The following is a 25,918-nucleotide window of genomic DNA, read 5'->3' on the forward strand; positions in this document are numbered from 1 at the left end:
GAAACGGCCAAGCAAGGTGGCGCGGAAGCCACGAGGGTCGGGATAGGACGATGGGTCGTCTAGGCCGAGACGGTCCGGCACGCGGTGTGGCTCGCACACGAAGTGACGGAAGACAATGAGACGCTCGCGTAGGTCGGAGCTGGCCTCGGGGGGTCGGAGGAGACCGCCTGGCGGTACGTCGGCGAGACCGTCGAGCTTCTCGCCGCCTGGGCACCGAGCCCATGCGAGGTGCTGGTGGGTCCGGGTGAGGGCGACTTCGTTATCGTCGACGGGATGCTTATCCCGACCGACCGGATCGCTTCGGACGAGCCGTACTACTCGCAGAAGCACAGGAAGCACGGGATTAATGTGCAGTCATCGCCACCCCGGACGGCACACCGCTGCGGTTTTCCCGGGCTCTGCCCGGCCGCGCCCACCACCGACCGCCGCCGGCGCCCCCGGCATCATCCAGGCCTGCTCGACCATGGAAATCCTCGTCCTCGCCGACCCGCGCCTACCAGGGCGCCGGCGCCACCGTCCGCACCCTCTACTACGGTCACCACGAACTCCCCGAGCACTACCAGCAGTACAACCGCGACCATGCCCGCGCCGAGCACCCGGCGAATGGCCGTCGCCCAACTGAAGACATGGAAGGTCTTCAGCAAGGCCCAATGCTCCACAATCCGGATCAGCCGCAGGGTCGCCGTCGCCCACACCCTCCTCACCTGCGGAAACTCAGGATGGCAGAGGATCACTCACAAGATCGCCAGACTTTGAAACGTCCCTGATTACCGAGGCTGGTCGGCTGCTGGCAGTCACACGCATCCGAACTGAATCAGATGACCGCCCCATGGATCTACCGGGCCACTCGGCTGGGAAGCCCGGCAGGCGACAGGCGGGAATAGGGCGCTGGAACTCGCCCGTAATCATTCTGGGTGACGGCGAAGGCGCAGGCCTGTCTTGTGCGCCACTGGTCACGGATTTCATCAGTGCGGGCGATGGCGAACTGGAATGAGGTGCCTCGTGTGACTGCCGACTGCGTGGCCCATTGTGCCGATGTGGCGTAGTTGACCTGGAAAGCGTTCGGCTCGTGGTGCTCGATCACTCCTCCGTCGGCCAAAGAGCAGCCGTGCTGCATCATGTCGGGGTAACCGCCGCCGGACGTCGGAAGAGAACCGCCGGCCCATGTGCCGTTAACGAGAAAAATGAGCCCGTGCCGGTCGGCAACTCGACGGAATATCTTGCTCAGCGCGATGGCTCCGTCCCGATATGCCTGCTGCGTACTCGTCGGCACGCGGGTCCAGTCGAAACTGCCGGGGTAAGGCCGAGTTCCGAGGTCGTCGGCGAACCAGCCACCCATGTGGGGATTCTCGGCGACCATTCTCTCGAGCACGCCTTCCAGTTTGCGCTCGAGCACGCTTCCGGCACGGAAATCGTTGAGGTATCCCCAATCGTTGTACTTGGGCATGCCTGGCCAACGTGGCACGGCCGGTCCGAACTCAGAGGCTTGCAGCAGTAATCCTTGATAGCGTCCGTAAGTCGCGTCGATGATGCAATCCAGGTAAACCAAGACCGTTCCGCCTGCGGCTGATATCGCCTTGAAGCTTTGGTGAGCGTAATTGTCGCGACCAGTCACTACCAGTCCGCCCGGGTGAGCATAGGAGGCCAGATTCTCGTAGTCGTGGCCGTATGCAAGCGCAGCGGGCTGAGTTGGGCGATTGATGAGGCTATCGGGCGCGGCCTGATGGGGCGCGGCCGTCTCGTCGGATTGGCTCTTCAGCGTGCCGGGTGAACCGCTCGGGGGAACTGAGGCGGGGGCCGTTGGAGGCGTGCTGCCTTCCGGCGCCGGGGGATTCGCACGACTGGTTGAGACTGGACCGGTCGGCGCCCCGCCCACATATTTGGATCGCCCCTCAGCTGTGCATCCGGTCGTCCCGGTGCCCAGAGCAGTCAAGAGACCAACGGCCAAGACCGTTCTCAGGGAGTCGCGGCGGTTCAAAGCTCAGCTCCTTAATAGCGAATGTGAATCGAAGCCGACAGGGCTGTCGACCTGGACGCTCCGGCATTGAACGTGAATCCGTAGCGAGCGACGGTCATAGCGGGAGGCAGAGGCGCTGCGCCGCGTTCCGGGACTCGTCGCCACTCGCGTGAATACATGATTCAGTGCGCATGCGTACTGGCATGGATGGCGTAGCTGTGCGGCGCGTGAAGGGGAAGATCAGTGCCGCGCAGGCACACACACCGATTGGTGCGTTCCGCGGAATGTGTGAGTATCAGCGAAACCACGCCTACCACCCGCCCCGAAGGCCGGGAGTCGGTCAACAGGTGAGGCCGCCGGTTCGCGGCGCCGTGTGATGGCAAGCCCCGACTTCGTTGGCTTGGTGTCTCTCCCCGCGCGCGGCCGGCTTTGCGCCATGTGGTGCCCGTAGTGCGCCGCCTCCGGCAGATGGCCCGCGCGCCCCCGCCCGCGGGGAGGAGGAGCAGGCTGCCGACCGGAGCCGACGCCGGCCCTTTCGGCGACCAGCCCAGTTGCCGACCATGTCTGCTTCCGTAGACCCATGGGTACTCCGAGGCGCAATCCTGATCGCTCCGAGGCTCACGGCTGGCCTCTGGCTTGGGCACTCACGGCAGGATGCCGACAGACCGTGTGCACCATGCGCGGCCCCCGCCTCCAGCTTGCGGCGAAGGTAGCTGACGAACGTATCGACGGCGTCGTTGCGTCCAAGTCGTAGCCCCACACACGGTCGATGAGTTGCGCGTGGGTGAGGACGATGCTGGCGTTTCGGGCGAGCACCTCCAGCAACGCGAATTCCCGCCGGGTGAGCCTGACCGTTGAGCCACCATGCGGCACCTCCCGGCCGCTGTGCCGAGAACCAGGCCACCGATTCGCACAAGCGCGCCCGTGGCCACATATGGGCGGCGACGCAAGAGGGCCCGCAGCCGGAGCCGCAGTTCCCTGAACGCGAATGGCTTGACCAGATAATCGTCTGGCTCGGCCTGGAGACCCGCGGTCCGGTCCGCCGGGCCGTCCCGTGCGGAGAGCATCAGCACCGCGCTTCGTCCCCGTCGGCACGCAGGCGACGGCAGATCTCGTTGTCGCTGATCCCCGGCCGGGAGTCGCGGAGGGCGACCACGTGGGGGCTGGGCCACGAGTTCGGTAACTGTGGACGGATCGTCTGCGCCTAGCGTGACCCACGAATCCGTTAAGGCGTAGACCACATGCGAGGCATCGAAGCGTCGCCGTATTGTCGTCGACGACCAGGACTCCGTCGGGACACCTCGCCGCGTACATTCACTGCTCCGCTCTGGTCTTACGCATCTCGCCACGCTGATCTGCCCATCTCGCACTCGCGAGAGCGATTGTTCGAACGCCTGTGCCCGACTGCATGCCCGACCCTTCCAGACAGCCTCACCTTGAGACATCCGTAGGAATACGGTTTCGGCTACCGAGGTGAAGTGAGGACCCCTCCTCGCATCGAGGGTGAGGCCACCGTGCAGATGGGGGAAACTCCGCTCCTTCCCGACGTACTCGGGCGCGGTGTCCCGGTTCCTGGGCTCGCGCTACCCGAGCGCGGTAGCTAGGCGGCCTGTCGGCGGGGGCGAGTCGCTGGTGGACGACGTCGGCCGCTGCCCCATGGCGGTTGACCAAATGCCTTGCGCAACCGGTTGGTCGAAAGTCGAGATCGGAGAGTGCATCGAGCACGCTCGCTCGGCGAGATCCGGGTCCGCGACCACGGTGACCACTTCCGGCTGGAACGGGCCGCCGAGACCAGCCGCCGGTACGACAGAGAGGGCCGTGTTCCCGAGTTCGGTCGGCTCGCAAAGAACGGCAACACCGGCGTCGGCACCCGCCCACTGAGCCGTCAATCGCGACGAGACATGGCAGAATTCCCAGGCTTGCTCGATGGACGTGGGGCAAGGCCGAGCTGATCCCCGAGGAGCGGGCGTGCCTGGTCAGGGAGAGCCGGCGGTGCGGGTACGCCGAGCAGCGGCAGGGGCCCGTGTCGGCCAGCTGGCCGGTACAGAGTAGCCAGTGTCTTGTCGCCGACGTGACGTTCGGGGAGAGTCTCGCAGGTGCGGTGCGGTCCGGCAGCGTGCCGCGGGCGACGGCCTCCCTCCGGAACCTGGCCATCGGCGTACCCCTCCTGGCCGGGTGGGACAACACCTCCGGAAGTCTTCGCCATCACGGGCCGGGCATTGCCCGGCCACCGGCAGTCTTCGGACTCGTGTGATCATCCCGGGCGGATCGCCTGAACGGCAGTGCCCTGTCGAGGGGCAGCAAGGGTCAGATAAGCCTTGACGCACAGCACGAGCTCCTCGATGGCGAGAGGCGAATGCCGCACGCTGGCCCGGAAGATCGCGATTGGCAGAGGTCATACCCTGCTCTGCAACAGCGCTCATCACATAGGCTGTCGCACGCCGCATGAAACCTGGCGTCCACTCCCGACCCGAGGTTGAACCTGAGGCGCATGGTGGCCTCCAACTGCCTCAAGGGCCGTGGGATTGGCCGGTAAGTGTCTGAGGGACGCCGGGTCACTGGAGGCGTTGTGGAATCAACGATGTGCAGGTGACTTGATCAAAGGGAGGCTTCATGTCACGCCAACTAGGGCCGGTGCCGTCGACGCCGTACGAACATCTGACGTCGGATTCGCCTTACGGATCCTCTCGAATCCGGGTCTCTCACTCACATCGCATCGATATCGAACGACCAAGCAGTGGCGCCGTCGAGACCGCCCTGGCCTGCGGCACTTGCGGCGACCAGGTCGAGATCACCGTCATGAGCGTCGGTTCCACGAAGGTCTGGCGTCTTGGCTGGTTGCTCGGGGTCCTCCTGAGCGTCTCGCTCACCGCCGCGTGCGTCGTCGGGATAGTCAGTGTCGGACCCGATGGGGGCGGCGCGCTCATCGGCAGTACGGCCGGTTTCGTCTTCGGATTGTTCTGCGTCGTCTACACCGTCCTGCACTGGTGGCATGAGGACGGCGTCCGCGGCCCGGGCCTCCCGTGGCGCAGCGGCCGTCACTTCGTTCGACACTTCTGGGCAGGCCCTCGCTGACAAGCCCGATGACGATCATCAAGGCTGTTGCCGTGGTGCTGCTCTGGGTACTGGTCGGGCTGATATCAGCACTCATTTGGGACACCCTGGATCGCCAGAAGCAATGCGTTTGGGCCGATGGCGGGGCCCACACCCGTCGCCTCCCTCCGGCGTGACACCGGGCCCGGCCCGGCTCCGGGCTGGTGGTGACGGTGTACGAGACGTCGGCGCATGTGCACCGGGGCGCAGCGGCGAGCGTGCGGCGGCAGTTGCCAGCGCTGGACGCCGCCCGGTACGGAAACCGGGAGCTGGCGAGAAGCCTCGCCGGGGTGGCAGTCTGTCAGGAAGCCGATGATTCCTGGACCATCAGGTCGCTGCCGCGGTGGCGGGTCGGCTGCGGCCGGCGACGGCCGGGCAGGCCGGGTGCGGATGGTCCGCGAGCCACTGCCGGTCGCAGAGGTCCGGGTCGGCACCGGCCGGCACGGCGGGGTGCGGTTCGTCCGGCTCCGGCCGGAGGAGTAGCCGGGCCCGGCAGACGCGATGGCCGCGGGCCGCTCGCCGCCGCGGAGCATCGACGGTGCGGGGCGCCGGAAACGACAGAGGGCCCCGCACCGTGGGGTTCGGATGCTGTTGGTCAATCCGGGTCCTATTGCTTCGCCCCGTCGCTATGCGGCGGGGCGAAGTGCTGTCAGGGGGCTGGTCCGGCGCGGGGTATGTCGGTGAGCCAGGCATTGATGCGGATGATGTTGATCGCGGCGCCGGTGAGCTGGTGTTGGAGGCTGGTCTTCTGCAGACCGTGGTAGCGGGATCTACGCAGGTCGCAGGCGTGAACTGCTTGAGAGATAGTGCCTTCGACCTCGGCGCGGATCTTGTAGCGGGTCTTCCACTCTTCGGTCGCCTGGATAGCGCGGGCCTGCTGAAGGCCAGGTGCTCGTCGCGAGGCCGCAGGCTGAGCTCCCGCTGCCTGCCGTTGGAGGAGTTGATGCATGCAGCCCGGTCCGGGCAGGGACGGCAGGCAGTTGCCGGGAAGCGGATCCGGATGACGGGCAGGCCGGTCTCGGAACGATCGGTGCGCCATCCCCTGGTCGTGCCGTTCGGGCAGGTGGGCCGACGGCACCACAGCCCCGAAGGACCTCGTCGTCCCCGGCACCTCGGTGCGGATCACCAAGGTGAACGCCTCGGCGACCGTCAACGGCGACTTCGACCTGATCGCGACCGGCGACAACGGCCGCCTGTACGAGGCGCTGCGCCACGCGAACGGCACCTGGGTCGGCTGGACCGACCTGACCGCGAAGATCGCCGGCAGCCCCGGCACGATCACCGAGGTCGCCGCGGCCACCACCACCCGCGGTGACCTGCAGCTGGTCGCCGTCTCCGGCGGCAAGCTGTGGCACCTGCGCGCCACAGCGGCCGGCACCTGGTCCGGCGGGGGCGACCTGTTCGCCAACTCCAGCAACCCCGGCACCGCGACCCACGTCGCCGCCGCGGGTGTGGCCGGCGCGCTCCAGGTCCTGGTCACCACCAACAGCCTCTACCACGCCATCCGGGCCGCCAGCGGCTCCTGGAGCGCCTTCGGCGACGCCGGCTCCGCCGTGGGCGGCGTCGCCGGCCCGATCGTCAGCCTCGCCATGGGTCGTAGCCGCTTCCGGGCGTGAGCACGGCGGCCTGGCGGTAGGTCTCGGCGGTGAGCTGCCTCGGCACCGGCTCCGCCAACGCCATGCAGTTCGTGGCGCCGAACAGCTCCGGTGCCGTCTACCACGCCATCCCGCAACCCCAACGGCACGTGGTCCGGCCTCGGCAACGTCACGGGCACCGTCTACGGCACCCCGGCCCAGGTCACCGCCCGCCGTCGGCTGACCCTGCTTCACCCCGTAGAAACCCCAGTGGTCCCCGCCGATCGGCGGGGGCCACTGGCGTTCGGGCTAATGCGATGCGCTGGTGCGCTGGTGCGCTGGTGCGCTCGAGGATCAGCCGGTGGTCAGCCTGATGGGGTACCAGGTCGTGCCGTACTGGCTCAGCGCGGTGCCGTCGTCGATGTTGCCCCGGCCGTCGCCCTTGTAGACGTGCATCGTGCCGTCCTCCCACACGGCGAGAAGGTCGGCGTTGCGGTCACCGTTCACGTCACTGGCGACGAATTGCCTGACGGTCTTCCAGGTCGTACCGAACTGGGTGAGCGCGGTGCTGCTGACGATGTAGCTGCTGCCGCCGCCCTTGTACAGGTGCAGACTGCCGTCCGTCCAGACCGCCATCATGTCGGCGATCTTGTCTCCGTCGAAGTCACCCGCGGCCAGCTGCGGCATGCGGTTCCAGGTGGTGCCGAACTGGGTGAGCGCGACGCCGTCCTTGAGGTCGCCGTGGCCGTCACCGGGGTAGATGTGCATGGAGCCGTCGGACCAGATGGCGACGAGGTCGGATATCCCGTCCCCGTTGAAGTCGCCGGCCTCCAGCTGCTGCATGCCGCCCCAGCTGGTGCCCCACTTGGTCAGCGCGACGCCGTCGGTGAGGTGCCCGTTGCCGTCCCCCTTGTACAGGTGGAGGCTGCCGTCGCTCCAGACCGCCATCACGTCAGCGGCGTAGTCGCCGGTGAACTCGCCCATGGCGATCTGCTGGACGGGCCACCAGGTCGTACCGGCGAGCTGGCCCAGGCTCTGCGAGGCCAGACCGGTGGTCCTGTCGCCGAAGTAGGCATGCAGACTGCCGTCGCCCCACTCGGCCACCAGGTCGCCGACGCCGTCGCTGTTCAGGTCGTCGGGTGCTGCTGCAGGCAGCCCCAGGTACGGGGTCAGCACGTCCGTTGCGGTGGTGATGGAGGCGCTGCCACCGGGCTGGCTCGGCAGGGAGGTGACCAGGTAGGCGGTGACGTTGCGGTTGTCGCCGACCACCCAGAGGTCCGGGATCCCGTCGGCGTTGACGTCGGCCGCCTCGAGCGCGAGGTCCTTACCGGTGTTCCAGTTGGCCGCGATGCTGACGGGGGTGTAGGTGAGCGTGCCCGTGTTGGGGTCGACCGCGAGGTCCTTCCAGAGGGCGAGCTGACCGGTGGTCCTGTTCCACAGGTACATCGCGGTCCTGGTACCGGTGCCGGCGGGCACCTGGCACGTCGCGATGGTCCACTTGTCCCAGTCGGCGGTGCCGTTCGGCGTGCTGACGTTGATCTGCACGGGGAACTGGAAGGCACCGATCGTGCCGGTGCCCTGGTAGAGGTTCAGCGCGTAGCCGTTGGCGTCGTCACCGGAGATGCCGATGACGTCCGGGTACGGGGCACCACTGCCGGACACGGTGCCGGCCGGTGCCAGCCTGAGCGGGTTGTTGCCGTTGATGTCCTGGAAGGCCCCGGCGGGGACGGTGTGCGCGTTCCCGTTCTGAGCGGACGGGATGGCCGATCCGTCGCCGCTTCCGTTGAGGATCACTCCTCCGCCGACGTTGCCGCTCGGCCTGGGGTAGTAGACCAGGACGTCCTGCAGGTTGGTGTCGGTGAAGTGGCCCGAGATCGCGAGGGCGCCGTCGAAGTCGGCCGGCACGTTCCCGCTGGAGTAGCCGTTGCCGTTGATCCCGATGTCCACGGCGGAGCTGCTGACACGGGTCGCGTTCTGGCCGTCGCCACGTGCCAGCCAGATGCCGGACGTGAGACCGTGCTGCCCACCGACGGTGAGTAGGTCGGGGGTGCCGTCGCCGGTGAAGTCCCCGTCGTTGGCCGGCGCCGCGGCCGCCGAGTTGAAGGTCACGGTCGCGGACTGCCCGATGTTGCCCGCCGGGGACAGGCTCGTGACAGTCAGGACGTTGGTGCGGCGGTTCGGCTTGACGGAGATCGTCGCGTTGCCGTTGGTCGCGGCAACGGTGATCCGCCCGGCACCGTTGAGCTGGTACTCGTAGCTGCTCGGGGTGTTACCGGCCGTGCAGGTGCTCGGCGTACTCAGTGCGCAGACCGGCGAGATGTTCACGGACACCGAGGTGCCGAGGGTGGTCCCGGACGGTGGGGTCACGGCGGGCGCCCCTGGCCGGGTGGGGTCGAACAGGAACGAGCAGGTGGTGGAGGTGGGGCTGGAGGCGTAGAAGTCGGTGGCGGTCACCGTCCAGTCGACCTGGAGGAGTTGCCCGCCTGCTACGGCTTCGAGATTGGCCTTGGGGAGTTTGAAGGCGAGGGTCGAACCCGACTGAGCCGTCAGCAGGTTCGGGTTGCTGTCCGGGACGATGGTGGTGCTGGTGCCGTGCTTGACGGCGTGGAAGGCGGCGCCGAGGGTGCCGCCGTCGCGGTCGGAGACGCCGCCGTACAGCCAGACGTCACCGTCACCGGCGAACTCGCCGCCAGGGCACCACGTCGAAGGCGACGTGGTCAGCGTGCCCGGCCGGTCGGGGGCGTGGTTGTAGGTGGTGGAGACCGTGACCGCGTTGGCGAACTTCTTCCAGCTGTTGCGGTCGTTGTTCTCGTACTGGGCCTTGAGGACGAAAACCATGCTGGAGTAGTGGTTGGCGGCTGCGGTGGCCATCACGGAACGGGTGTCGAAGCCGACGCCGCGCGGGTCGCAGTTGGTGCCGCCCCAGAACATGGCGTTGCTGCTGCCGACGTAGGTCTGCGGCGCGGGCGCGTTGTTCCAGGTGGTGGAGTTGCCGAGGCTGGAGCCGTTGGGGGCGAGCCAGAGTTCGGTGTTGTTGGCGGTGCAGCTGCCGGACCAGACACCGGTGAAGTTGATCTGGGAGCTGATCACGCTGGAGTCCCACATGGCGGGGTCGACGCTGACCTGCATGTAGGAGCGGGCGGTGAAGTACGGGCTCTCCCAGCCGTTGTAGCCCACCCGCAGCACGTCGTTGGTGTTGTAGTTCGCCTGGTTGGGGTAGGTCGAGTTGGTCTGCGCCCAGCCCTGGCGGCTGCCGGAGGCCGAGGCGGGGTAGAACGTCGGATCGATGTATAGCGGGTACTTGGTGTCGGGTGACTTCAGCAGGGCGGCATCAGGGGTGAGGTCGATGCCGTCGCCGGTGGCCTGTGCAGCGACGCGCGCGGTGTGCGCGCTGTCGCCGGGGGCCTTCTCGCTGGACGCCGCAGGCTCGCCGGAGGTCTGTCCGGAGCCTGGGCTGCGCAGCGTCTTCGCCTGCCCGCCGGTGGTGGCCGCCGCGGTGGCCGAGTCCCACATGAACGGGGCGGGGGCAGTGAACACCGCATTGCCGCGCCGGTCGCCGGCGGTGATGTTGCCCGCCTCGTCAGTGCTCAGGGTCACGCCGTCGGTCTTCGCCGTCAGCCGCAGCTTCTTCAGCGCCGGATTGGCGGCGGCCTTCGCATCCTTGACGACCAGGACCTCCGAGAAACTGCCTCGGGTGTCGGTGGTGACCTTGAGGTCGACGCCGTCGAAGACGTTCGGGTAGGTGGCGGTCGCGCCGTCCAGGGTGGGCGCGGGCAGCTTCACCGGGAAGCCGAGGGCGAGCTTACGGCCCTGGTGGGCCATGGTCGCCAGCGCACCGCTGCCACCTCCGGACAGACTCAGCGAGCTACTGGTGACGGCCGGCGAGACGGTACCGTCCGCGTTCCTGCGCAGGGTCGCGTCCAGGTCGACCCATGCGCCGCTCACATGCTTGCGCACCGGGACGAGCGACTGCTCGACCGTGAACGTCCCGTTGGGGTGAGCCGTGGTGGTGCTCTGCTCCGTGGTCGCAGCGGAGGCCTGGACATCCTTGCCCACGGCGGCCGCCTGTGCGGCTGCCTGGGACAGGGTCAGCGAGCCGACGTGAGAGCCGCCGGTCGGTGACGACGTACCGGACGCCTGGGCCTGCGCGGGCAAAGCGACAGCACCGGCCGCGACGACGGCGGTCGCTGCGGCCAGGGCGAGTCCGCGTATCACGCCGACCGGCCGTCTCAGGGGTGGAGAAGCTGACACAGAGTCATCTCTTTCAAGCAGAAAATAGGGCATTCGCCCTGGTCATCCGCCACGTTAGACAACCCCCACGGCGCACAACTTCCCACCGCGACGCGGCCCGCCGCATCGTTTGTCCATCTACGCCTGATATACACCGAACCGATCGCCGCCTCTTGGGAGAGATTTTGCCCAAGCTCGCGGTGACAGGCCTGTCGCACCCAACGGCCGATGGTCCGACCTCGACAACACCACGCCACGCAATGGGTCGGCGGGCGCGGGTGTCCCTGTGCAGGTGCGCAGCAGCAGCGGCGCGCAACCCGAATCGCCGGCCTGCGCAGCTGCGCAGCACCGGTGCGCACCCACTCGCCCCGGCTGCGCAGCACCCTGCACACCATCCCCGGCCCGGCCGCCCTGCTCGGCTGGCCTCACACCTCGAAAGGACCTCCCGTGACCACCGCATCCGCCGTCGGCCCGGCCTGGTACGCCACTGCCCGTCGCCATCTCGACGACATCGACCGCCTCGCCCGCGAGGAGTGGCCCCGCCTGTCCACCCCCGCCCGCTCGGTCGTCGCCGGGGCTACCGCGGCCGCGGTAGCCAGTGTCCTCGCCATGATCTCGGAGTCCTGTGGGCCGCCACCACCCCAGTCGGCGGTGCCCTCACCCTCGCCTACCGGGCCGGCCTCGGCGCCGTGCCCGCTCGTCCGCCGTGAGGCCGCGGAGGATGGGCCCGAGCCGGCTGTCCGCCAGTTCCGTGTACAGCGCGTCGAGTTCCGGGCTGCGGTGGTCGACGAGGAGGTCCGCCACGACCTGGCCGGCGCCGATCGGCTCACTCAGCAGCGCGACCCGCCGGTGGTGGATCTTGCGTTCCCACAGTGGCTGGTGGTGGGGGTTGGCGGAGCGGGTGTGGCGCTTCAGCAGGTCGGTGAGGCGGGTGTCGGTGGTGGGGCCGGAGCCGAGTGCCGGGGTCCAGTCGCCGAGCAGGGCCTCCTTCACGGCCTCGCGCCACCTGCTGGGCCGGGAAAGCCCGAGCCGGATTCGTGCGAACTCGTCCACGCCGGCGTCGTCCCCCTCGGCGGCGGCGTTGCGGGCGACGAGTGCGGCCCGAAGCGCGGCCCGGGCTGGGAACACCGGCCTTCGGGCGTGGATCGCGGCAATGGCCGCCACCTTGCGCAGCACCCTGCCATCGTCCTGCGGGTGCCACGTGCGTCCGAGGGCTGCGTCGGCCATCGCGGTGAGCATCCCGAAGATGAGGCCCGCGGCGAGGTCCTCGATATGGGCCTCGATCATGAGCGCCCCCTCCTCGGTGGGGCCCAGCAGTCTGACCGTCTCGCTTCGCTGCCGGCCGTAGCAGACCGGGCTTCGACCGCGCCATCCCCTGGCGACTTCGTCGACCGGGAGGAGAGCGTCCCCTCCCGTACGCGTGCCAGCGACAGCAGCACGACAGCCGTCTCGGACATGGTGAACTCCTTGTCGGTACTGGAGACCGAGGCCGCCGCCGGCGCCGCCATCGAGGCCGCGACCACCGCCCGGATGCGGGTCACCAAGCGTGCCGGCCGACGCGAACGGATCCGCAAGGCCGCTCTCCAGCACTACAGCGAGGTCGAGCTCGCCGCGTTCGGCGACGACCCACTGGACGCCTGGGGCAAGGACGTCCGCAAGAAGCTCTACTGCGGGCTCTACAGCCTGCGCCCCACCTACGGCATCGTGCCGAACCGCGGCCATGTCCCACGCCCACCGGGCTGGCTGACCACCTCGGACATGCTCTGCATCGGCCCCCTGGGCCGTAGCGCAGCCGATTCGATCTCGCGCTCGGTGTCCTGGCCGGTCCAGCGCCCCACGAGGCCACGGCGTGGCAGCTGTCGTTGCCACCACCCCTGCACGAGACGCTGACCGGCTACCGGATCGGCGTTTGGGCCGACGACCCCTTCTGCCCGGTGGATCGGCAGCTCGCGCCCTGCTGGAGGAGCTGAACCGAACCCTGCGCAACACAGGCGTCCACGTCAGCGACACGGCCACCCGGTCGACATGGCCTCCTCCGACCGGCTGTTCAGCTCCCTCATGCTCGCCGGCAGTGCTGCCAGTGCCGCGCCGCAGGCGTACGCCGCCGAGGCGGAAACCTCCCGGCAGCTGTCTCCCGGAGACCAGTCGCCCCGGGCCCACTACCTCCGCGACCGCACGATGAGTCACCGAGACTGGCTGCTGGCCAACGAGGAACGCCGACGACTCCAGGAACGATGGGCTTCCTACTTCGGCGACATGGACGTCCTCATCACCCCCGCCGCGCCAACGGCCGCAGTACCGGACCAGGCCAACGTGCCCATGTCTGAGCGGCACATCACCGTCGACGGCCAGCGCCGCGCCTACTGGGAGCAGACCACCTGGTTGAACCTCGCCGGCCTCGTCCACCTGCCGGCCGCGACCGTGCCGCTGGGCCGCACCCGCGAGGGACTGCCACTCGGCATCCAGCTCATCGGAGCCCACCTGGGCGATCGCACAGTCATCAAGGTAGCGGGGCTGCTGGGCGAACTGCGAGACGCCCAGACAGTAGTACTGGCCTGATGCACCAGCGTCTCGCGCCCTGAGGGTGTGCTGTTCCGCTCTCGCCCGGCAGGTCGGTCCGAGGTGGCGTCTGGGGTTGGCCCTCGTGGCACGTGTGGCCGAGGACGGCGTTCGCGGGTCCGTTTCGCCCCTGGCCCCACTTGTACGGGTTCGGCTGGCCCCACCTGAGTTCCGGGTTCTTTGGGCCCCACGCGTGCCCATGGTGCGACATGACGTCAGATGGCGCAGTGGCGCCTTCGGTCCAGCAGGCGGCGCAAACCCCGTGCGGCTGGACGGGTGTAGTTCGACACCTGGCTCCGGTGGCCTCCGTCCGAAGCGGTGCGCCTCCGGGTTGCATGGGCCTGCGCCTCGGCGCGGGGCGTGCCTGCGTCCTTCACGGCCGCCGGACCCGACGAATGAAAGAGCACAATGGCAGAGCACGACCCTCGTAACCGCACTGGTCGCGGCCCTCTACTCCGCGGGCTCGCCGCAGCCGTGCTCGCAGTCGGCATGCTGGCGGCCTCAGCAGGACCCGGATACGGGACCGGCGCGGCCGCTCTGGCGCCCGGCACACAGTTCACGCCGCTGACGGCGACAGTGATGACCGAACCGACGCCGTTCGACGCCACGGACGGAAAGACGCACCTCTCGTACGAACTGCTCACCACGAGCGCACTGTCCAGCAGCACGCCGGTTCGGCTTAACCGTGTCGACGTCAAAGACGCCCGCACCCACCAGGTCATCGGCTCGCTGAGCGGGCAGGCGCTGGCCGAGGCCGCCAATCCGGTGGGCGACCCCCTGCCCGGTGCCGACGGGTACACCCCGCCGCCCCCGGCGCCGATGCCGACCGTCATCCAGGGCTCCCAGCAGTGGATCATCTGGCTCGACCTAACCCTCGACCACGGCCGGGCGGCGCCCGAGGTCCTCGAACACCATCTCTCGGGTGCCATCCTGACCGCCTCCGGCCCCTCCGCGTTCGAGGAGACGGTGCAGGCCACCCCGACCGCCCGCACCGCGCCCTTGAACCTGAGCCCGCCGGTCCTCCCCGGCACCTGGTACGCCAGCGAGTCGTGCTGCGGCAACACCCACCACCGGCGCGGCCTCGCCCCGATCAACGGCCGCTTCGGCGTGCCGCAGCGCTTCGCGATCGACTGGTACCGGGTCGGCGAGCATGGGCAGGCCTGGGAAGGCGACCCCGCCCAGCTCACCAGCTACCTGAGCTACCGTCAGCCGGTCGCCGCCGCGGCCGGCGGCAGAGTGGTGGAAGTCCAGGACGGAATCCCGGACAACCCGCCGCCCCACACGCCGCCCGTCCCGCCGATCGAGGACACGGTCGGCAACCACATCACCCTGGAAGTCGCGCCGGGCCGCTACCTGCTCTACGGCCACCTGGAGCCCGGCTCGCTCAAGGTCCGGGAGGGCGACCGCGTCGAGCCCGGCCAGGTCCTCGGGCTGATCGGCAACAGCGGCAACTCCACCACGCCGCACCTGCACTTCCAGGTGACGACCACGGCCGAGTTCTTCCCGACCGACAGCCCGCCGTTCACCTTCCAGCGGTTCCGCGTCCTCGGACAGGTCGAACCCCGGATCTGGGACGACAACTTGGGCCTGCAACCGACCGGCGTCCTGCCGATCACGCCCTCACCGTACAAGGGCCCTCACCGTGCGCAGTATCCGCTCGACCGCGAGGTGCTGGAGTTCTGACCCGACTCCGGCACCTCCCCTGGGCGGGCGCCGACAACACGGCGCCCGCCCGGACGCATCAGGGGGGTCGAGGACGTCGGCAGGGAAGCGGCGGGTGGCAGTGATGCTGGCCGGCGGGCCGGAGGGGGCGACGGTACGCGGGTCGCGGCCGTTGGCGCGCTCGTGCCGGAGGCGCGCGGTGCTGGTGCCGGCGATGCGCTGCAGGGTGGGCAGTGGCAGGTCGGCGAGTTCGCCGGTGATGGCGATGCCGTAGCGGGCCAGGGCGCGGCCGAGTTTGGGGCCGACGCCGGGCAACGCTTGGACGGGGCGCGCGCAGGAACTGCTCGGTGTCGGGAGTGCCGGGGTGGAGGATGCGGATCCGGCCGGGGGTGCAGGTGTCGGCGGCGAGTTGGGCGAGGAGCGGGGTGTCGCCCGCCGATGGCCGCGAGCAGGCCGAAGCGGGCGAGGAGGCGGGTGGCGATCAGGTCGGCGAGGCCTGCGGGGCTGCGGTGGACGTAGCCGAGCGCGCCGGTGACGTCGAGCAGCGCGGACCCGCAGCTCTTCTTCGAGGCGGGTGCGCATGATGGGGCTGCGGTCGTAGCCGTGCCGGACCATGGCGGCGTCGCAGCGCTCGCGCAGCACCCGGGCGGAGGTGCCGGGGGCGACGCCGACGACGTGTTCCTCGGGGAAGTGGACCTGCTCGATGCCGAGGTCGGAGGCCGGGTCGAGACGGCAGTCGGTGGCGGTGCGGGCGGTGGTGGCGAGGAGGTGTGCGGCGCCGACGTGCTCCTGTCCGGCGGCGCGGGCGACCTCCTCGGCGAGGGCGGCCATCTCGCGGTGGTTCTTCAGGGTGCGCTCGCCGTTGCAGGTCCGGTCCGGCCGGATCGGCATCAGCAGCCGGGCGGAGTCCAGCACATCCGCGACCCGTGACTGGGCCGGGTCGAGGTAGCGGACCGCGTTGGTGATCACGGCGAGCAGGTCGAGGTCCGCGGCGAGGCCCACCGTGCGAGCGGCGAGCCGCGGCGAGCCCGGCGCGGTGCCGGAGCGGCGATGGCGGATGGCCTCCAGCCGCAGGTGCGGCCCGAACGTCCCGCCAGGGGGCGAAGAGTTCGGTCGCGGTGTCGGGGCAGCCGGCGGCGAGCGCCCGCACCGGCTGGGAGCCGGGGCCGAGCAGCACCGTGAGTCCCTCGGCATGCTGCTGCATCGCCTCCCACGGGATGATCGGCTGGCCGCCGCCGCGCTCGGCGCGGGCCGCCCAGCCTGCGGTGATCAGAGCGCACAGGTTCGCCCACCCGGCCTTGTCCCGCGCCAGCAGGGTGATCCGCGGCGCGGACTCGTCGACGAACGCCCCACCCCGTGCAGGGTCCGCGGCCGCCGCTCCCCCGCCGCCGCGGCGCCGCCCGGCCGGCCCGTGCGACCGGCCGCGGCGGTGTCGAGCAGCGGCACCGCGAGGTCGGCGCCGAACAGCGGCCGGCCGCCGGAGGCCGCGCTGGCCTTCGCGAAGCGCACCGCGCTGGCGACCGTGTCGCGGTCGGTCACCGCGAGCGCGCCGAGCTTCTGGTCCGCGGCCCGAGCCGCGAGTGCGGCCGGCAGGCTCGCCCCGTAGCGGGCCGAATAGCCGGAGGCCACGTGCAGACGCGTGAACACGCGCGCCGCCTCCTCGCTCGCACAACCCCTCGCCGATCCGGACACCCTCCGTCCATCAGCCTAAAACCCTGTTCGAATTCTTGTACGAATATCTTCCGCGTGTCGCCCCACCTCGCGCCCCGCACGGCGGCCGGCCACACTCCTGCGCCCCAGCTTCCGGCCAGTGGTGGACCGACACGGTGAGCGCCGTCAGGCTGGTCGCGTAGGGTGCCCCGGTGCCGCCGGACCACGGCGGCATCAAACGGCACGGGCATGGCGGCGAGAGCAGTGGAGAGCGCACGATCGCCCGCCTGGCGCCCGCCCGACCCGCTCGATCTCCCGGCAGTGATCGGGCCGCTGCGGCGCGGGGCAGGGGATCCGACGATTCTTGGAGGCCGGGAGCGCATGGTGGGCCTCGCGCACCCCGGCGGGGCCCGGGAACGCTGCGGATCGTGGCGCGGCCGGCCGACGGCACGGTCGCCGCGACGGCCTGGGGGCCGGGAGCGGACTGGCTGCTGGAGCAGCTGCCTGCGCTGCTCGGCGCGAACGACCGGCCGGACGGCCTGGTGCTGCCGCCCGGGGAAGCTCCGGGACGTCCAGCGCCGCGACCCCTGACTGCGCCTCGGCGCGACCGGGCTGGTGATGGACTCCCTCGTACCGTCCGCCCTCGTGCAGAAGGTCACCGTGACCTTTACCGACCGCTGAATCCTGTTCCTGATGATCCAACAGAGGGTGTCTTTAGTGCGGTTTGGCATGGTTTACAGGGTCCAACGACCCTGGCGCCAGCGACCGACGCGGTGGAGCATGCGTATCGGGGGAATGCCGTGGCGTCGCAGAGGAGGCTTGCGATGAAGCGGGTCGTTGTTGACCATTTCGGGGGGCCCGAGGTTCTGAAGGTGGTTGAGGAGGAGGTGCCTCGGCCGGCGCCGGGCGAGGTGCTCGTGAAGGTGCTGGCGGCGGGGGTGTCGTTCACCGATTCGCAGCTGCGCGCTGGGACGTACCTCCCTGGCGCCCCGAAGCCGCCGTTCACGCCCGGTTACGAGCTTGTCGGCGTCGTCGAGGAGGTCGGGCCGGGCTGCTCGAGCTCGCGGGTGGGTGACCGTGTCGGCGCGCTGACCGTCTGGGGCGCGGACGCGGAGCGCGTCTGTGTGCCGGAGTCCGGCACCGTGGCCGTTCCCGAGGACGTCGATCCAGGGGAGGTCCTGAGTCTGCTGTTCCCGTACATGACCTCCTACCAGGTGCTCCATCGCATGGCCAGGGTGAGGCGCGGGGAGACGGTGCTGGTGCACGGCGCGGCGGGCAGGGTCGGTGTTGCGGCTCTCGAGTTGGGCAGGGAGGCAGGGCTTCGCCTCTATGGGACCGCAGCCGCTCGCGACCGAGCCAAGGTCGAGGCGCTCGGCGCGGTGGCGATCGATTATCAGAGCGAGGACTTCCTGGCGCGCGTTCGTCAGGAGGCCGGCGGCGTGGACGTTGTCGTCGACAGCCTGGGTGGGCCGATCTCGCTGCGCTCGTTCCGGGCGCTGCGGCCGGGCGGAAGGCTGGTGGTGTTCGGCCGCTACAGCACGATCAAGGAAGGGCACAAGGACTGGCCGGCGGTATTCAAGTGGTACGCCGCGATCGCGACCGTCTGGCTGTGGGACAAGGTGTCGCCTCGCCGGCACGTGTACGCCTACCACGTCCAGAAGTACCGCGACAAGGCGACGAGGCGAGACGGAGCAGTCGGCGGGGAGCCGATGAACGCGGAACAGTTCCGGGAGGATTTCGCGGTGCTGGTCGAGCTGCTTCGTGCCGACAAGATCCACCCGGTCGTGGCCGAGCGCCTGCCACTCACCGAAGCGCGCCACGCGCACGAGATGCTCGAGAGCTCGGCGGAGAAGGGAAAGATCGTCCTCGTCCCGTAGGCGACGAGGGCGCGTATCGGAGGACGCGTATCGATGGCACGCGACGTGCGTTCCGGTCCCGCGACGGCCGCCGTGTCCGATGGGGCTCGGCAAAGACCGCGGGCACGCTACCTGCCTATCGCCGAGCACGGCCTGATCGGCGACCTTCACACCGTCGCGCTCGTCGGCACCGACGGGACGATCGACTGGTACTGCTGCCCGCGCTTCGACGCACCGAGCGTCTTCGCCTCAGTCCTCGACGCCGAGCGTGGGGGCGTCTTCCGGATCTCGCCCGACTACGAAGGCTGGAGCTCCAAGCAGCTCTACCTCCCCGACACCAATATCCTCATCACCCGGTTCTTGATGCCCCGCGGGGTAGGCGAGGTGCAGGACTTCATGCCCCCGCCGAGTACCGTCGAGTCCGCGCACCGCCACCGGATGATCCGGCGGGTGCTCGCCGTGCGCGGAGACATGCGATTCGTGGTGGACGTCGCGCCCCGCTTCGACTATGCGCGCGCCCGTCACGAGGTCGCGCTCACGCCGCACGGCGCGCACTTCTACTCGCCCGGGCTGGAACTCAGCCTCTCGACGCGCTGCCCGATCGAGATCGTCGACGGGGACGTACGCGCGTGCGTCACCCTCCGGGCCGGTGAGACCGCCGCCTTCGTGCTCGAACGCATCGAGCCCGGCCAGCTGCCGGTGCCCTACTCCGATGCCGACATTGCGGCCGCGTTCGACTCCACCGCGCAATTCTGGCGGCGCTGGCTGCGCCGCTCACGCTACGCGGGGCGCTGGCGCGAGATGGTGCATCGCTCGGCGCTCACGCTCAAGCTGCTCACGTACGCGCCCACCGGCGCGATTGTCGCCGCGCCCACCACCAGTCTGCCCGAGGTGCTCGGCGGCGCACGCAACTGGGACTACCGCTACACGTGGATGCGCGACTCCGCCTTCACGCTCTACGCGCTGCTCAGGCTCGGGTTCACCGAAGAGGCCGGCGCGTTCATGAACTGGCTCGAGGGGCGCGTCCGCGACGCTGCCGCCCGCGAGTCCGGCCCGCTGCAGATCATGTACGGCATCGACGGGCGCGAGGACCTGCCCGAGGAGGAGCTCTCACACCTCGAGGGCTATATGGGCTCGGCCCCGGTGCGGATCGGCAACGGGGCGGCAACCCAACTGCAGCTCGACATCTACGGCGAGCTGATGGACTCCCTCTACTTGTGCAACAAGTACGGCCTGCCGGTCTACCACGACGGCTGGATCGAGGTCACCCGAACCCTCGAGTGGCTGATGGGCCACTGGGACCAGCCTGACGAGGGGATCTGGGAGACGCGCGGTGGCAGGCGGGACTACACGCACTCCCGGCTGATGTGCTGGGTCGCGGTCGAGCGCGCGATCCGGATCGCCCGCCAGCGGGGCCTGCCCTGCGACATCCCCCGCTGGAGCACGGTTCGTGACCGCATCTACCGCCAGATCATGGAGCGCGGCTGGCATCCCTCCCTCCGGGCCTTCGTCCAGCACTACGACACCGACGTGCTCGACGCCTCCGTGTTGCTCATGCCCTTGTGTAAATTCGTCGCGCCCACCGACCCGCGCTGGATCTCCACACTCGACGCCATCGCCGCAGAGCTGGTGTCCGACAGCCTCGTCTACCGATACAACGTCGACGCGTCGCCCGACGGGCTCGCCGGCAGAGAGGCGACCTTCTCGATGTGCTCCTTCTGGTGGGTCGAGGCGCTCACCCGCGCCGGCCGGCTCGACGAGGCGCGGCTGGCCTTCGAGAAGATGCTCGGCTACGCGAACCACGTCGGGCTGTACTCGGAGGAGATCGGGCCGACGGGCGAGCAGCTCGGCAACTTCCCCCAAGCCTTCACACACCTGGCGCTGATCAGCGCCGCCTACAACCTCGACCGCCAACTCGGGTGAACCGAATGTCGGACTGCGCGAGCGACCCGCACGAGAGTGTGAAGGCGCGTCGGCGACCAGGCGACGATGCAGTCGAGGCGCCCGGAGCAGAAGAGGATGCTCGCGTCGCCTCAGGCGGATTCGCAGGGGCTCAAGGCTTCGCCTCTCATCGCGCCGCTGGACCACCGTCACCTTGTACCAGGACTACCGGTCCTCTACCGCGGACGGCAAACCCGCACATGCCATCTCGGTCTGAGGATGGCGGCTCTCCCGGCCCCGGCCACGGGGGAGCCAGCATCGGTGACAAACGAACCGCAGAGGAGACCGGGGAACCAGACCACACGCGGACGAACCGCGCGAGACCAGGTCGTAGGAGCCGGCGGCCGGGACTCGCCACGCCAGGGGTCTCACGCCAAGAGGCCTCAAGAAGGGGTGACATTCGATGATCGAGCGCATGGTCCTCTTCGGAGCATCCGGCGATCTGACCAGCCGCCTGCTCATGCCGGCGGTGACCCAGCTGGCCGAAGCCGAGCTGTTGCCGCAACCGTTCACGATCGTCGGGTCAGCCAACAGAGACTGGACGACCGAGGAATTCCGCCAGCACATCGCCGAGGCGCTCAAAGAGCACTCGACCGTGGCGCCGGCCGCCCGCGACGCCGTCGTGCGGATGCTCAGCTTCCAGCCCGCCGACGTCACCCAGCCCAAGGACGTCGGCCGGCTGATCGGCGACGACCACCCGGACACGCTCGTCTACCTCGCGCTGCCACCGGGTCTGCTGACGTCGGTCCTGCCCGCGCTGGCGACGAGCAAGCTGGCCGGCTCAGACGCGGTGGCGATCGAGAAGCCGTTCGGCACCGACCTGGCGTCGGCGCGCCGCCTCAACGAGATCCTCCGCATCCAGCTGCCCGAGCCGACGATCTTCCGGATTGATCACTTCCTGTCCAACGAGCTTGTTCAGCGTGTCATCGTCCTTCGGTTCCTCAACCGGGTCTTCGAGCCGATCTTCAACGCGGTGCACGTAGAGCGCGTTGAGGTCAACTGGCTGGAGAGCCTGACCCTCGAGGGTCGGGCCTCCTACTACGACGGTGCCGGCGCGCTGAAGGACATGGTGCAGAACCATCTCATGGAAGTCATGACGCTGGTGCTCATGGAGCAGCCGGCGAAGCTCGGTCCGGGCTCGCACCGAGCGGTCCGCGTAGAGGCGCTGCGGGCAGTCGCCACGCCGACGGCGGAGCGGATGCGCAGAGACACGATCCGAGGCCGCTACACCGCGGGCGTGATCGGGTCCCGGCGGGTGCCGTCATACGTCGACGAACCGGGCGTCGACCCCGACCGCAACACCGAGACCTACGCGTCCCTAACGGTCGACGTGGACAACCCACGGTGGGCCGGGGTGCCGTTCACCCTGCGTTCCGGCAAAGCCCTCAGGGCCGACTCGGCCGAGATCGCCATCCACTTCAGACCTCTGCCGCAGTACCTGCTCGCCCAGTGGCCCGGCGTCGAGCCCAATGCCCTCCGGATCGGCCTCAAAGAACCGTACGTGCGCCTGACAACGACGCTCAATGGCCCGGAGCGCACAGCTGAGAGACGAGAGCTCGAGGCTCGCTCCTCAGCGCCTCGATTTACGGCGTATGCCCACCTCATCCAAGAGATGCTCAGGGGCGATCCGATGTTGTTCATCGCCGGCGACGAGGCCGAGGAAGCCTGGCGGATCATCGACCCCGTCCTGAACGCGTGGTCGCTCGGCGACGTCCCGCTCCAGGAATACCCCGCCGGAGGAGAACCGCCAGGCCCGGCGTTTGCCACCGCGTCCGGCGCCTGAATGCCCGCGTCGAGGGCGTTGGCGTGCCGGTGTCCGGCACGAATCGGCGGCGTCCCGCAGCGCACATGGGAGGCCCTGGCAGCCAGGCCGCCAACACCCTCGTACGAGGAGGCCGCCTGGTTCGGGAAGCAGCGGTACGCGGCGGCCACGTGGCAGGGCTTCCATCTGTTCGCCACGCCCCCTGGAGCAGCTGACGCTGAGCCAGGTGCCAGAGCCGCTGATATGCAGATATGCCTTGTCGATGGGCCATATCCGTCAAGCCCCTCCGCGTCGCGGACATGTCCGCGACGCATCGCTGCATTTCAACGGCATTAGCCACGTTCCTGTGGTCGGACAAGTGACCGGAGCGCACCGTGCCTGGCTGTACCTGCTGCGCCACCACTGTGACTTTGCTTCATAGTTGGCCCCTTTGCAGGCCAGCCGGCCAATCTTTCCCACACACCAGGCCGACCCCGTTCGCCGTCCGTGAGCTCCTCCCTGGCGTCGACCTCGCCGACACCGCACGTCCCGGCCTGGGCGTGGTGCTCTGGTTCCAGACCACGGACGCCCACCAGCTCCGCGACCAGCTCACCACCGCCGGCGTCAGGATCCTGACCGCCATCGCGGACAGCCCGTTCGGGCCAATGTTCTCCTTCGAGGGCCCCGAAGGCTACACACTCACCGTGCACGGAGGCTGACCACAACCGCGCTCTCCCCACCCCGCCGGGCCCCGCGCAGCGGACAACCCGTCACACCTCGGCGCGCAGTACCAGGAAGTCGGCTTCGTCTCCGCTCCTGGGTCTGCGCGTCTCCGCGGAGCGCGGTGCATGGTCGGGACATCGAACAAGGCCGGTACAGGCCAGGCCTCCGCAACACGGGTAATCTGCGGCCCTCAAGGAGTTCGCTCTGGCCAGAGCCAGGACCAGTGGCCAAGGAGAGCGAAAACTCTGGCCATCCACGGCGCACAGTCACAGGAACGGCGGCGCCCGGGCCCGGTGCGGAACTCGGCCTCCTGGTGCCGCCCTCGGCGCGGGAGTGGGCGCTCGTGCCGTCCTGGGCCTGGCACCGCGCCGGCGTGGACTCGAAGCGCACCGAGGCGATCCTCCGCGCGGGGCGGCTGGCGCCCCGCGCGGAGGAAGCGTCCGCGATGTCCGGCACCGAGGCGGCGGCCCGACTGATGCACGTGCCCGGGATCGGTCCGTGGACGGCGGTCGAGACCCTGCAGCGCTGCAACGGCGACCCGGACGCGATCTCCGTCGGCGACCTGCACCTGCCCAACACCGCCGCCTCGGCCCTCGCCGGAACGACCCGCGGCACCGACGAGGAGCTGCTCGACCTCCTCTCCCCTGTCCAGTCAGCGTGTTGAGACTGGCTCAACGTGTCACCCACCGGACCGGTAGCGGGCGGCAGCGCGGGAGAGCTCTCGCGCGCGGTCGGCGACATCCATCGAGACCTGAACCGGCGCCTGCGGCACGCCCTGAACCGGTCTCCGACCGGGCCAACCGGTCCCGGCCGCGCGGTCCGCCCGGCCCCTCAGCGGGCCTACTCCGCGCGCCGGGGCGTGAGCTCACGCCCGCTTCACCAGCGGTGCCCGCCGACGGCCCGTCAGGACAACCGTCACAGCGCGGCGTTGGCGGCGGTTGAGCGGGGCCAAGCAGATCAAGATTGGGTAACAGCGAGCGCTTCCTCTTGTCGCCCCAATTGTTAGCGTTAACACTCACACCGGAGCGAAACAGCGGTGTCACCTCCGGTTCACACGAGCTACCTGGAAGCGGCGCTGCCCGACCGCTCACGAAACCGGGCTGCGCACTACGTGCCGCACTCGAAAAGAGACAGCCGGTCGGGCGGCCTTGTCCTCTCTGCGTCGTGCGGGACTGACCGTGTCCCGACCCGCCAAGACCGAGCCCGCCCGCCACCCCAGTTCCTCCCTTCGCCCTGGTGCATGCACAGAACGATCAGGAGATGTCCATGTCCGCGCTTCGCGCCCGGCTGTCGGTGATGCTGCTCGCCGTCTGCCTCCTCTTCACAGGCCAAGCCCTGTCCGCAGCCCAGCGGGCGGCCGCCGCCGATCCCGGCTACCTGATGGTCCACTTCACCGGCGATTCCGCGACCGGTCAGATGCTGTACCTCGCGCACAGCGCGGACGGCCTGCACTGGAACGACCTCAACGGCGGGGCACCGATCCTGAACTCGATGATCGGCACGAAGGGAGTGCGCGACCCCGCGCTGGTGCGCTCTCCCGACGGCAGCCGGTACTGGATCATCGCGACCGACCTGTGCGTCCGCTGCGGCTCGACCTACCAGAACGGCAGCCCCGACTTCGTGGTGTGGGAGTCGACGGACCTGGTGACGTGGTCGAATCCGTGGCTGCTCGGCGCCGCCGGACTGATCCCCGGCGGAAAGAACGCGTGGGCGCCGGAGGCGATCTGGAACCCCGAGACCAACGACTACGTCCTGTACTGGGCGACGAACGCCACCGTGAACGGCATCCTCAAGTACCGCATCTACTCCGCCCGCACCACGGACTTCCGCACCATCACCACCCCGCAGATCTGGATCGACCCGCCCGGCACCACGCCGGTCGTCGACACCCAGATGACCGAGGTGCCCGCAGGTACCGGCCCCTACCGTTACCTGCGGGTCTCCGGCGACGGCCAGAACAACGTCGAGGGCAGCAACTCGATCCTGGGGACGTGGACCAACCTCGGCAACCTCTCCAGCATCGGCCTCACCGGCAACGTGGTCGAAGGCCCGGTCTGGATGAAGTTCAGGGACCGTACCGAGTGGGCCCTCTACATCGACTACAACAACCCGCAGGGCGTACGCGAGTACAGGCCGATCCTGACGACCAACCCGTTCGACGTCAGCACCTACCGGCTTCAGGCCTCCGCCGCCTACGACATGGGCGGCACCCCGAAGCGGCACGGTGCCATCACGACCCTGACGGCAGCCGAGGAGAGCCGGGTGCTCGCCCGCTGGCCGAACACTCCCGCCCAGCGACTCCAGTCCTTCAACTTCCAGGACCGATACGTCCGTCAGAGCAACTTCGACGTGCGGATCGACGCGAACGTCAGCCCGCTGGACGACTCCCGGTTCCGGCTGCGGCCGGGTCTTGCGGGCACGGGAACGGTCTCCTTCGAGTCGGTGAACTTCCCCGGCTACTTCCTGCGCCACGCGAACTACGACTTCCAGCTCGTCCGCAACGACGGCACCCGCCGGTTCGCGGAGGACGCGACGTTCCGCCAGGTCGCCGGCCTCGCGGACCCGGCCTGGTCGTCGTTCCAGTCGTACAACTTCCCTGACCGCTACATCCGCCACTACGCCTACCAGCTGCGCCTCGACCCGATCACCACCACGACCGGCCGCGAGGACGCCACCTTCCGCGTGACGAGCTGACCCGCATCGCCGGGAGTGCCGGCGCCACCAGGTCGGCGCCGGCACGGATGCGCCACCCCACCCCCACGTCCGCACGGCCCTCATGGCGGCACCAAGGCCTGGGACAACACGAGAGCGCGGGCCCAGGACACCAGCTGGCTCACCGCGGCTCCCTGGAGCTGACGAGCGATCGAAACCGTGGGCGGCTCCGGATCCGGGCCGCCCACGGTTCTGGATCCGCCCGCACCTTCCCCACACC

At 69.3% G+C, this 25,918-nt stretch carries 17 protein-coding genes and 2 pseudogenes; 11 read left to right on the forward strand and 8 right to left on the reverse strand.

All coding sequences use genetic code 11. The features are described 5' to 3' along the window. Positions 1 to 132 precede the first annotated feature (132 nt). Positions 133 to 756 (forward strand): annotated as a pseudogene (locus tag KSNIM_RS00320) (transposase family protein); the annotation flags it as partial. A gap of 79 nt (positions 757 to 835) precedes the next feature. On the opposite strand, the gene KSNIM_RS00325 reads toward KSNIM_RS00320, so the two are convergent. The 4 genes from KSNIM_RS00325 to KSNIM_RS00340 form a co-directional block, all read right to left on the reverse strand. After that, positions 836 to 1,447, reverse strand: a complete 612-nt coding sequence (locus tag KSNIM_RS00325) for a hypothetical protein (RefSeq protein WP_263101161.1) — start codon at positions 1,445 to 1,447, stop codon at positions 836 to 838. Between the two features lie 1,128 nt (positions 1,448 to 2,575). After that, a complete protein-coding gene (locus KSNIM_RS00330) occupies positions 2,576 to 3,271 on the reverse strand; it encodes a winged helix-turn-helix domain-containing protein (RefSeq protein ID WP_263101162.1) in 696 nt (231 codons plus the stop codon). A gap of 1,392 nt (positions 3,272 to 4,663) precedes the next feature. Beyond that, positions 4,664 to 5,011 (reverse strand): hypothetical protein, encoded by a 348-nt coding sequence (locus KSNIM_RS00335; protein ID WP_263101163.1) that lies wholly within the window; start codon positions 5,009 to 5,011, stop codon positions 4,664 to 4,666. Positions 5,012 to 5,699: 688 nt separating this feature from the next. Next, entirely contained in the window at positions 5,700 to 6,203 is a 504-nt protein-coding gene (locus KSNIM_RS00340) for a transposase (RefSeq protein ID WP_411543628.1), read from the reverse strand. Between KSNIM_RS00340 and KSNIM_RS00345 the strand changes: the two genes are divergently transcribed. Next, positions 6,181 to 6,666, forward strand: coding sequence for a hypothetical protein (locus KSNIM_RS00345; RefSeq protein ID WP_411543629.1), 486 nt, complete (start codon positions 6,181 to 6,183; stop codon positions 6,664 to 6,666). The genes KSNIM_RS00340 and KSNIM_RS00345 overlap by 23 nt on opposite strands. A 312-nt stretch (positions 6,667 to 6,978) precedes the next feature. On the opposite strand, the gene KSNIM_RS00350 is transcribed toward KSNIM_RS00345, so the two are convergent. Then, a complete protein-coding gene (locus KSNIM_RS00350; RefSeq protein WP_263101165.1) occupies positions 6,979 to 10,680 on the reverse strand; it encodes an FG-GAP-like repeat-containing protein in 3,702 nt (1,233 codons plus the stop codon). Between the two features lie 831 nt (positions 10,681 to 11,511). Then, the gene (locus tag KSNIM_RS00355; RefSeq protein WP_263101166.1) at positions 11,512 to 12,141 is read right to left on the reverse strand and encodes a hypothetical protein; all 630 of its coding nucleotides are present in this window, start codon (positions 12,139 to 12,141) and stop codon (positions 11,512 to 11,514) included. Positions 12,142 to 12,321: 180 nt separating this feature from the next. Between KSNIM_RS00355 and KSNIM_RS00360 the strand changes: the two genes are divergently transcribed. From KSNIM_RS00360 to KSNIM_RS00370, 3 genes are all read left to right on the forward strand, one after another. After that, positions 12,322 to 12,744, forward strand: coding sequence for a hypothetical protein (locus KSNIM_RS00360; RefSeq protein WP_263101167.1), 423 nt, complete (start codon positions 12,322 to 12,324; stop codon positions 12,742 to 12,744). 135 nt (positions 12,745 to 12,879) lie between these two features. After that, positions 12,880 to 13,413, forward strand: a complete 534-nt coding sequence (locus tag KSNIM_RS00365) for an amidase family protein (RefSeq protein ID WP_263101168.1) — start codon at positions 12,880 to 12,882, stop codon at positions 13,411 to 13,413. A gap of 579 nt (positions 13,414 to 13,992) precedes the next feature. Continuing rightward, positions 13,993 to 15,096: a M23 family metallopeptidase gene (locus KSNIM_RS00370; protein WP_317633973.1), complete on the forward strand. Its 1,104-nt coding sequence runs from the start codon at positions 13,993 to 13,995 to the stop codon at positions 15,094 to 15,096. On the opposite strand, the gene KSNIM_RS00375 is transcribed toward KSNIM_RS00370, so the two are convergent. Together KSNIM_RS00375 and KSNIM_RS00380 are read right to left on the reverse strand one after the other, a co-directional pair. Continuing rightward, the gene (locus KSNIM_RS00375; protein ID WP_263101169.1) at positions 15,034 to 16,077 is read right to left on the reverse strand and encodes a hypothetical protein; all 1,044 of its coding nucleotides are present in this window, start codon (positions 16,075 to 16,077) and stop codon (positions 15,034 to 15,036) included. The two genes, KSNIM_RS00370 and KSNIM_RS00375, sit on opposite strands and share 63 nt — an antisense overlap. 267 nt (positions 16,078 to 16,344) lie before the next feature. Further along, positions 16,345 to 16,722: a PHP domain-containing protein gene (locus tag KSNIM_RS00380; protein ID WP_263101170.1), complete on the reverse strand. Its 378-nt coding sequence runs from the start codon at positions 16,720 to 16,722 to the stop codon at positions 16,345 to 16,347. 827 nt (positions 16,723 to 17,549) lie between these two features. On the opposite strand from KSNIM_RS00380, the gene KSNIM_RS00385 reads away from it, so the two are divergent. The 6 genes and pseudogenes from KSNIM_RS00385 to KSNIM_RS00410 all read left to right on the forward strand — a co-directional run bounded on the left by KSNIM_RS00385 (position 17,550) and on the right by KSNIM_RS00410 (position 25,680). Next, on the forward strand, positions 17,550 to 18,602 hold the full coding sequence (locus KSNIM_RS00385) for a zinc-binding dehydrogenase (RefSeq protein WP_263101171.1): 1,053 nt from the start codon (positions 17,550 to 17,552) through the stop codon (positions 18,600 to 18,602). 33 nt (positions 18,603 to 18,635) lie between these two features. After that, positions 18,636 to 20,504: a glycoside hydrolase family 15 protein gene (locus KSNIM_RS00390; protein ID WP_263101172.1), complete on the forward strand. Its 1,869-nt coding sequence runs from the start codon at positions 18,636 to 18,638 to the stop codon at positions 20,502 to 20,504. Between the two features lie 421 nt (positions 20,505 to 20,925). Further along, positions 20,926 to 22,305 (forward strand): glucose-6-phosphate dehydrogenase, encoded by a 1,380-nt coding sequence (locus KSNIM_RS00395; protein WP_263101173.1) that lies wholly within the window; start codon positions 20,926 to 20,928, stop codon positions 22,303 to 22,305. Positions 22,306 to 22,742: 437 nt separating this feature from the next. Then, positions 22,743 to 22,982 (forward strand): annotated as a pseudogene (locus KSNIM_RS00400) (VOC family protein); the annotation flags it as partial. Positions 22,983 to 23,329: 347 nt separating this feature from the next. Then, a complete protein-coding gene (locus KSNIM_RS00405; RefSeq protein WP_411543630.1) occupies positions 23,330 to 23,650 on the forward strand; it encodes a hypothetical protein in 321 nt (106 codons plus the stop codon). A 602-nt stretch (positions 23,651 to 24,252) separates the two neighbouring features. Continuing rightward, complete coding sequence (locus KSNIM_RS00410; RefSeq protein WP_263101174.1) at positions 24,253 to 25,680, forward strand: glycoside hydrolase family 43 protein; 1,428 nt, start codon at positions 24,253 to 24,255, stop codon at positions 25,678 to 25,680. Positions 25,681 to 25,918 lie beyond the last annotated feature (238 nt).

Source organism: Kitasatospora sp. DSM 101779 (assembly GCF_025655475.1).
Lineage (GTDB): Bacteria > Actinomycetota > Actinomycetes > Streptomycetales > Streptomycetaceae > Kitasatospora.

Excerpts from the sequence above, each read along its gene's own strand:
- KSNIM_RS00410 (WP_263101174.1), top strand. The coding sequence starts at position 24,253 with ATGTCCGCGCTTCGCGCCCGGCTGTCGGTGATGCTGCTCGCCGTCTGC.
- KSNIM_RS00390 (WP_263101172.1), top strand. The coding sequence starts at position 18,636 with ATGGCACGCGACGTGCGTTCCGGTCCCGCGACGGCCGCCGTGTCCGAT.
- KSNIM_RS00370 (WP_317633973.1), top strand. The coding sequence starts at position 13,993 with ATGACCGAACCGACGCCGTTCGACGCCACGGACGGAAAGACGCACCTC.
- KSNIM_RS00325 (WP_263101161.1), bottom strand. The coding sequence starts at position 1,447 with ATGCCCAAGTACAACGATTGGGGATACCTCAACGATTTCCGTGCCGGA.
- KSNIM_RS00355 (WP_263101166.1), bottom strand. The coding sequence starts at position 12,141 with ATGATCGAGGCCCATATCGAGGACCTCGCCGCGGGCCTCATCTTCGGG.
- KSNIM_RS00395 (WP_263101173.1), top strand. The coding sequence starts at position 20,926 with ATGATCGAGCGCATGGTCCTCTTCGGAGCATCCGGCGATCTGACCAGC.
- KSNIM_RS00385 (WP_263101171.1), top strand. The coding sequence starts at position 17,550 with ATGAAGCGGGTCGTTGTTGACCATTTCGGGGGGCCCGAGGTTCTGAAG.
- KSNIM_RS00365 (WP_263101168.1), top strand. The coding sequence starts at position 12,880 with ATGGCCTCCTCCGACCGGCTGTTCAGCTCCCTCATGCTCGCCGGCAGT.
- KSNIM_RS00330 (WP_263101162.1), bottom strand. The coding sequence starts at position 3,271 with ATGTACGCGGCGAGGTGTCCCGACGGAGTCCTGGTCGTCGACGACAAT.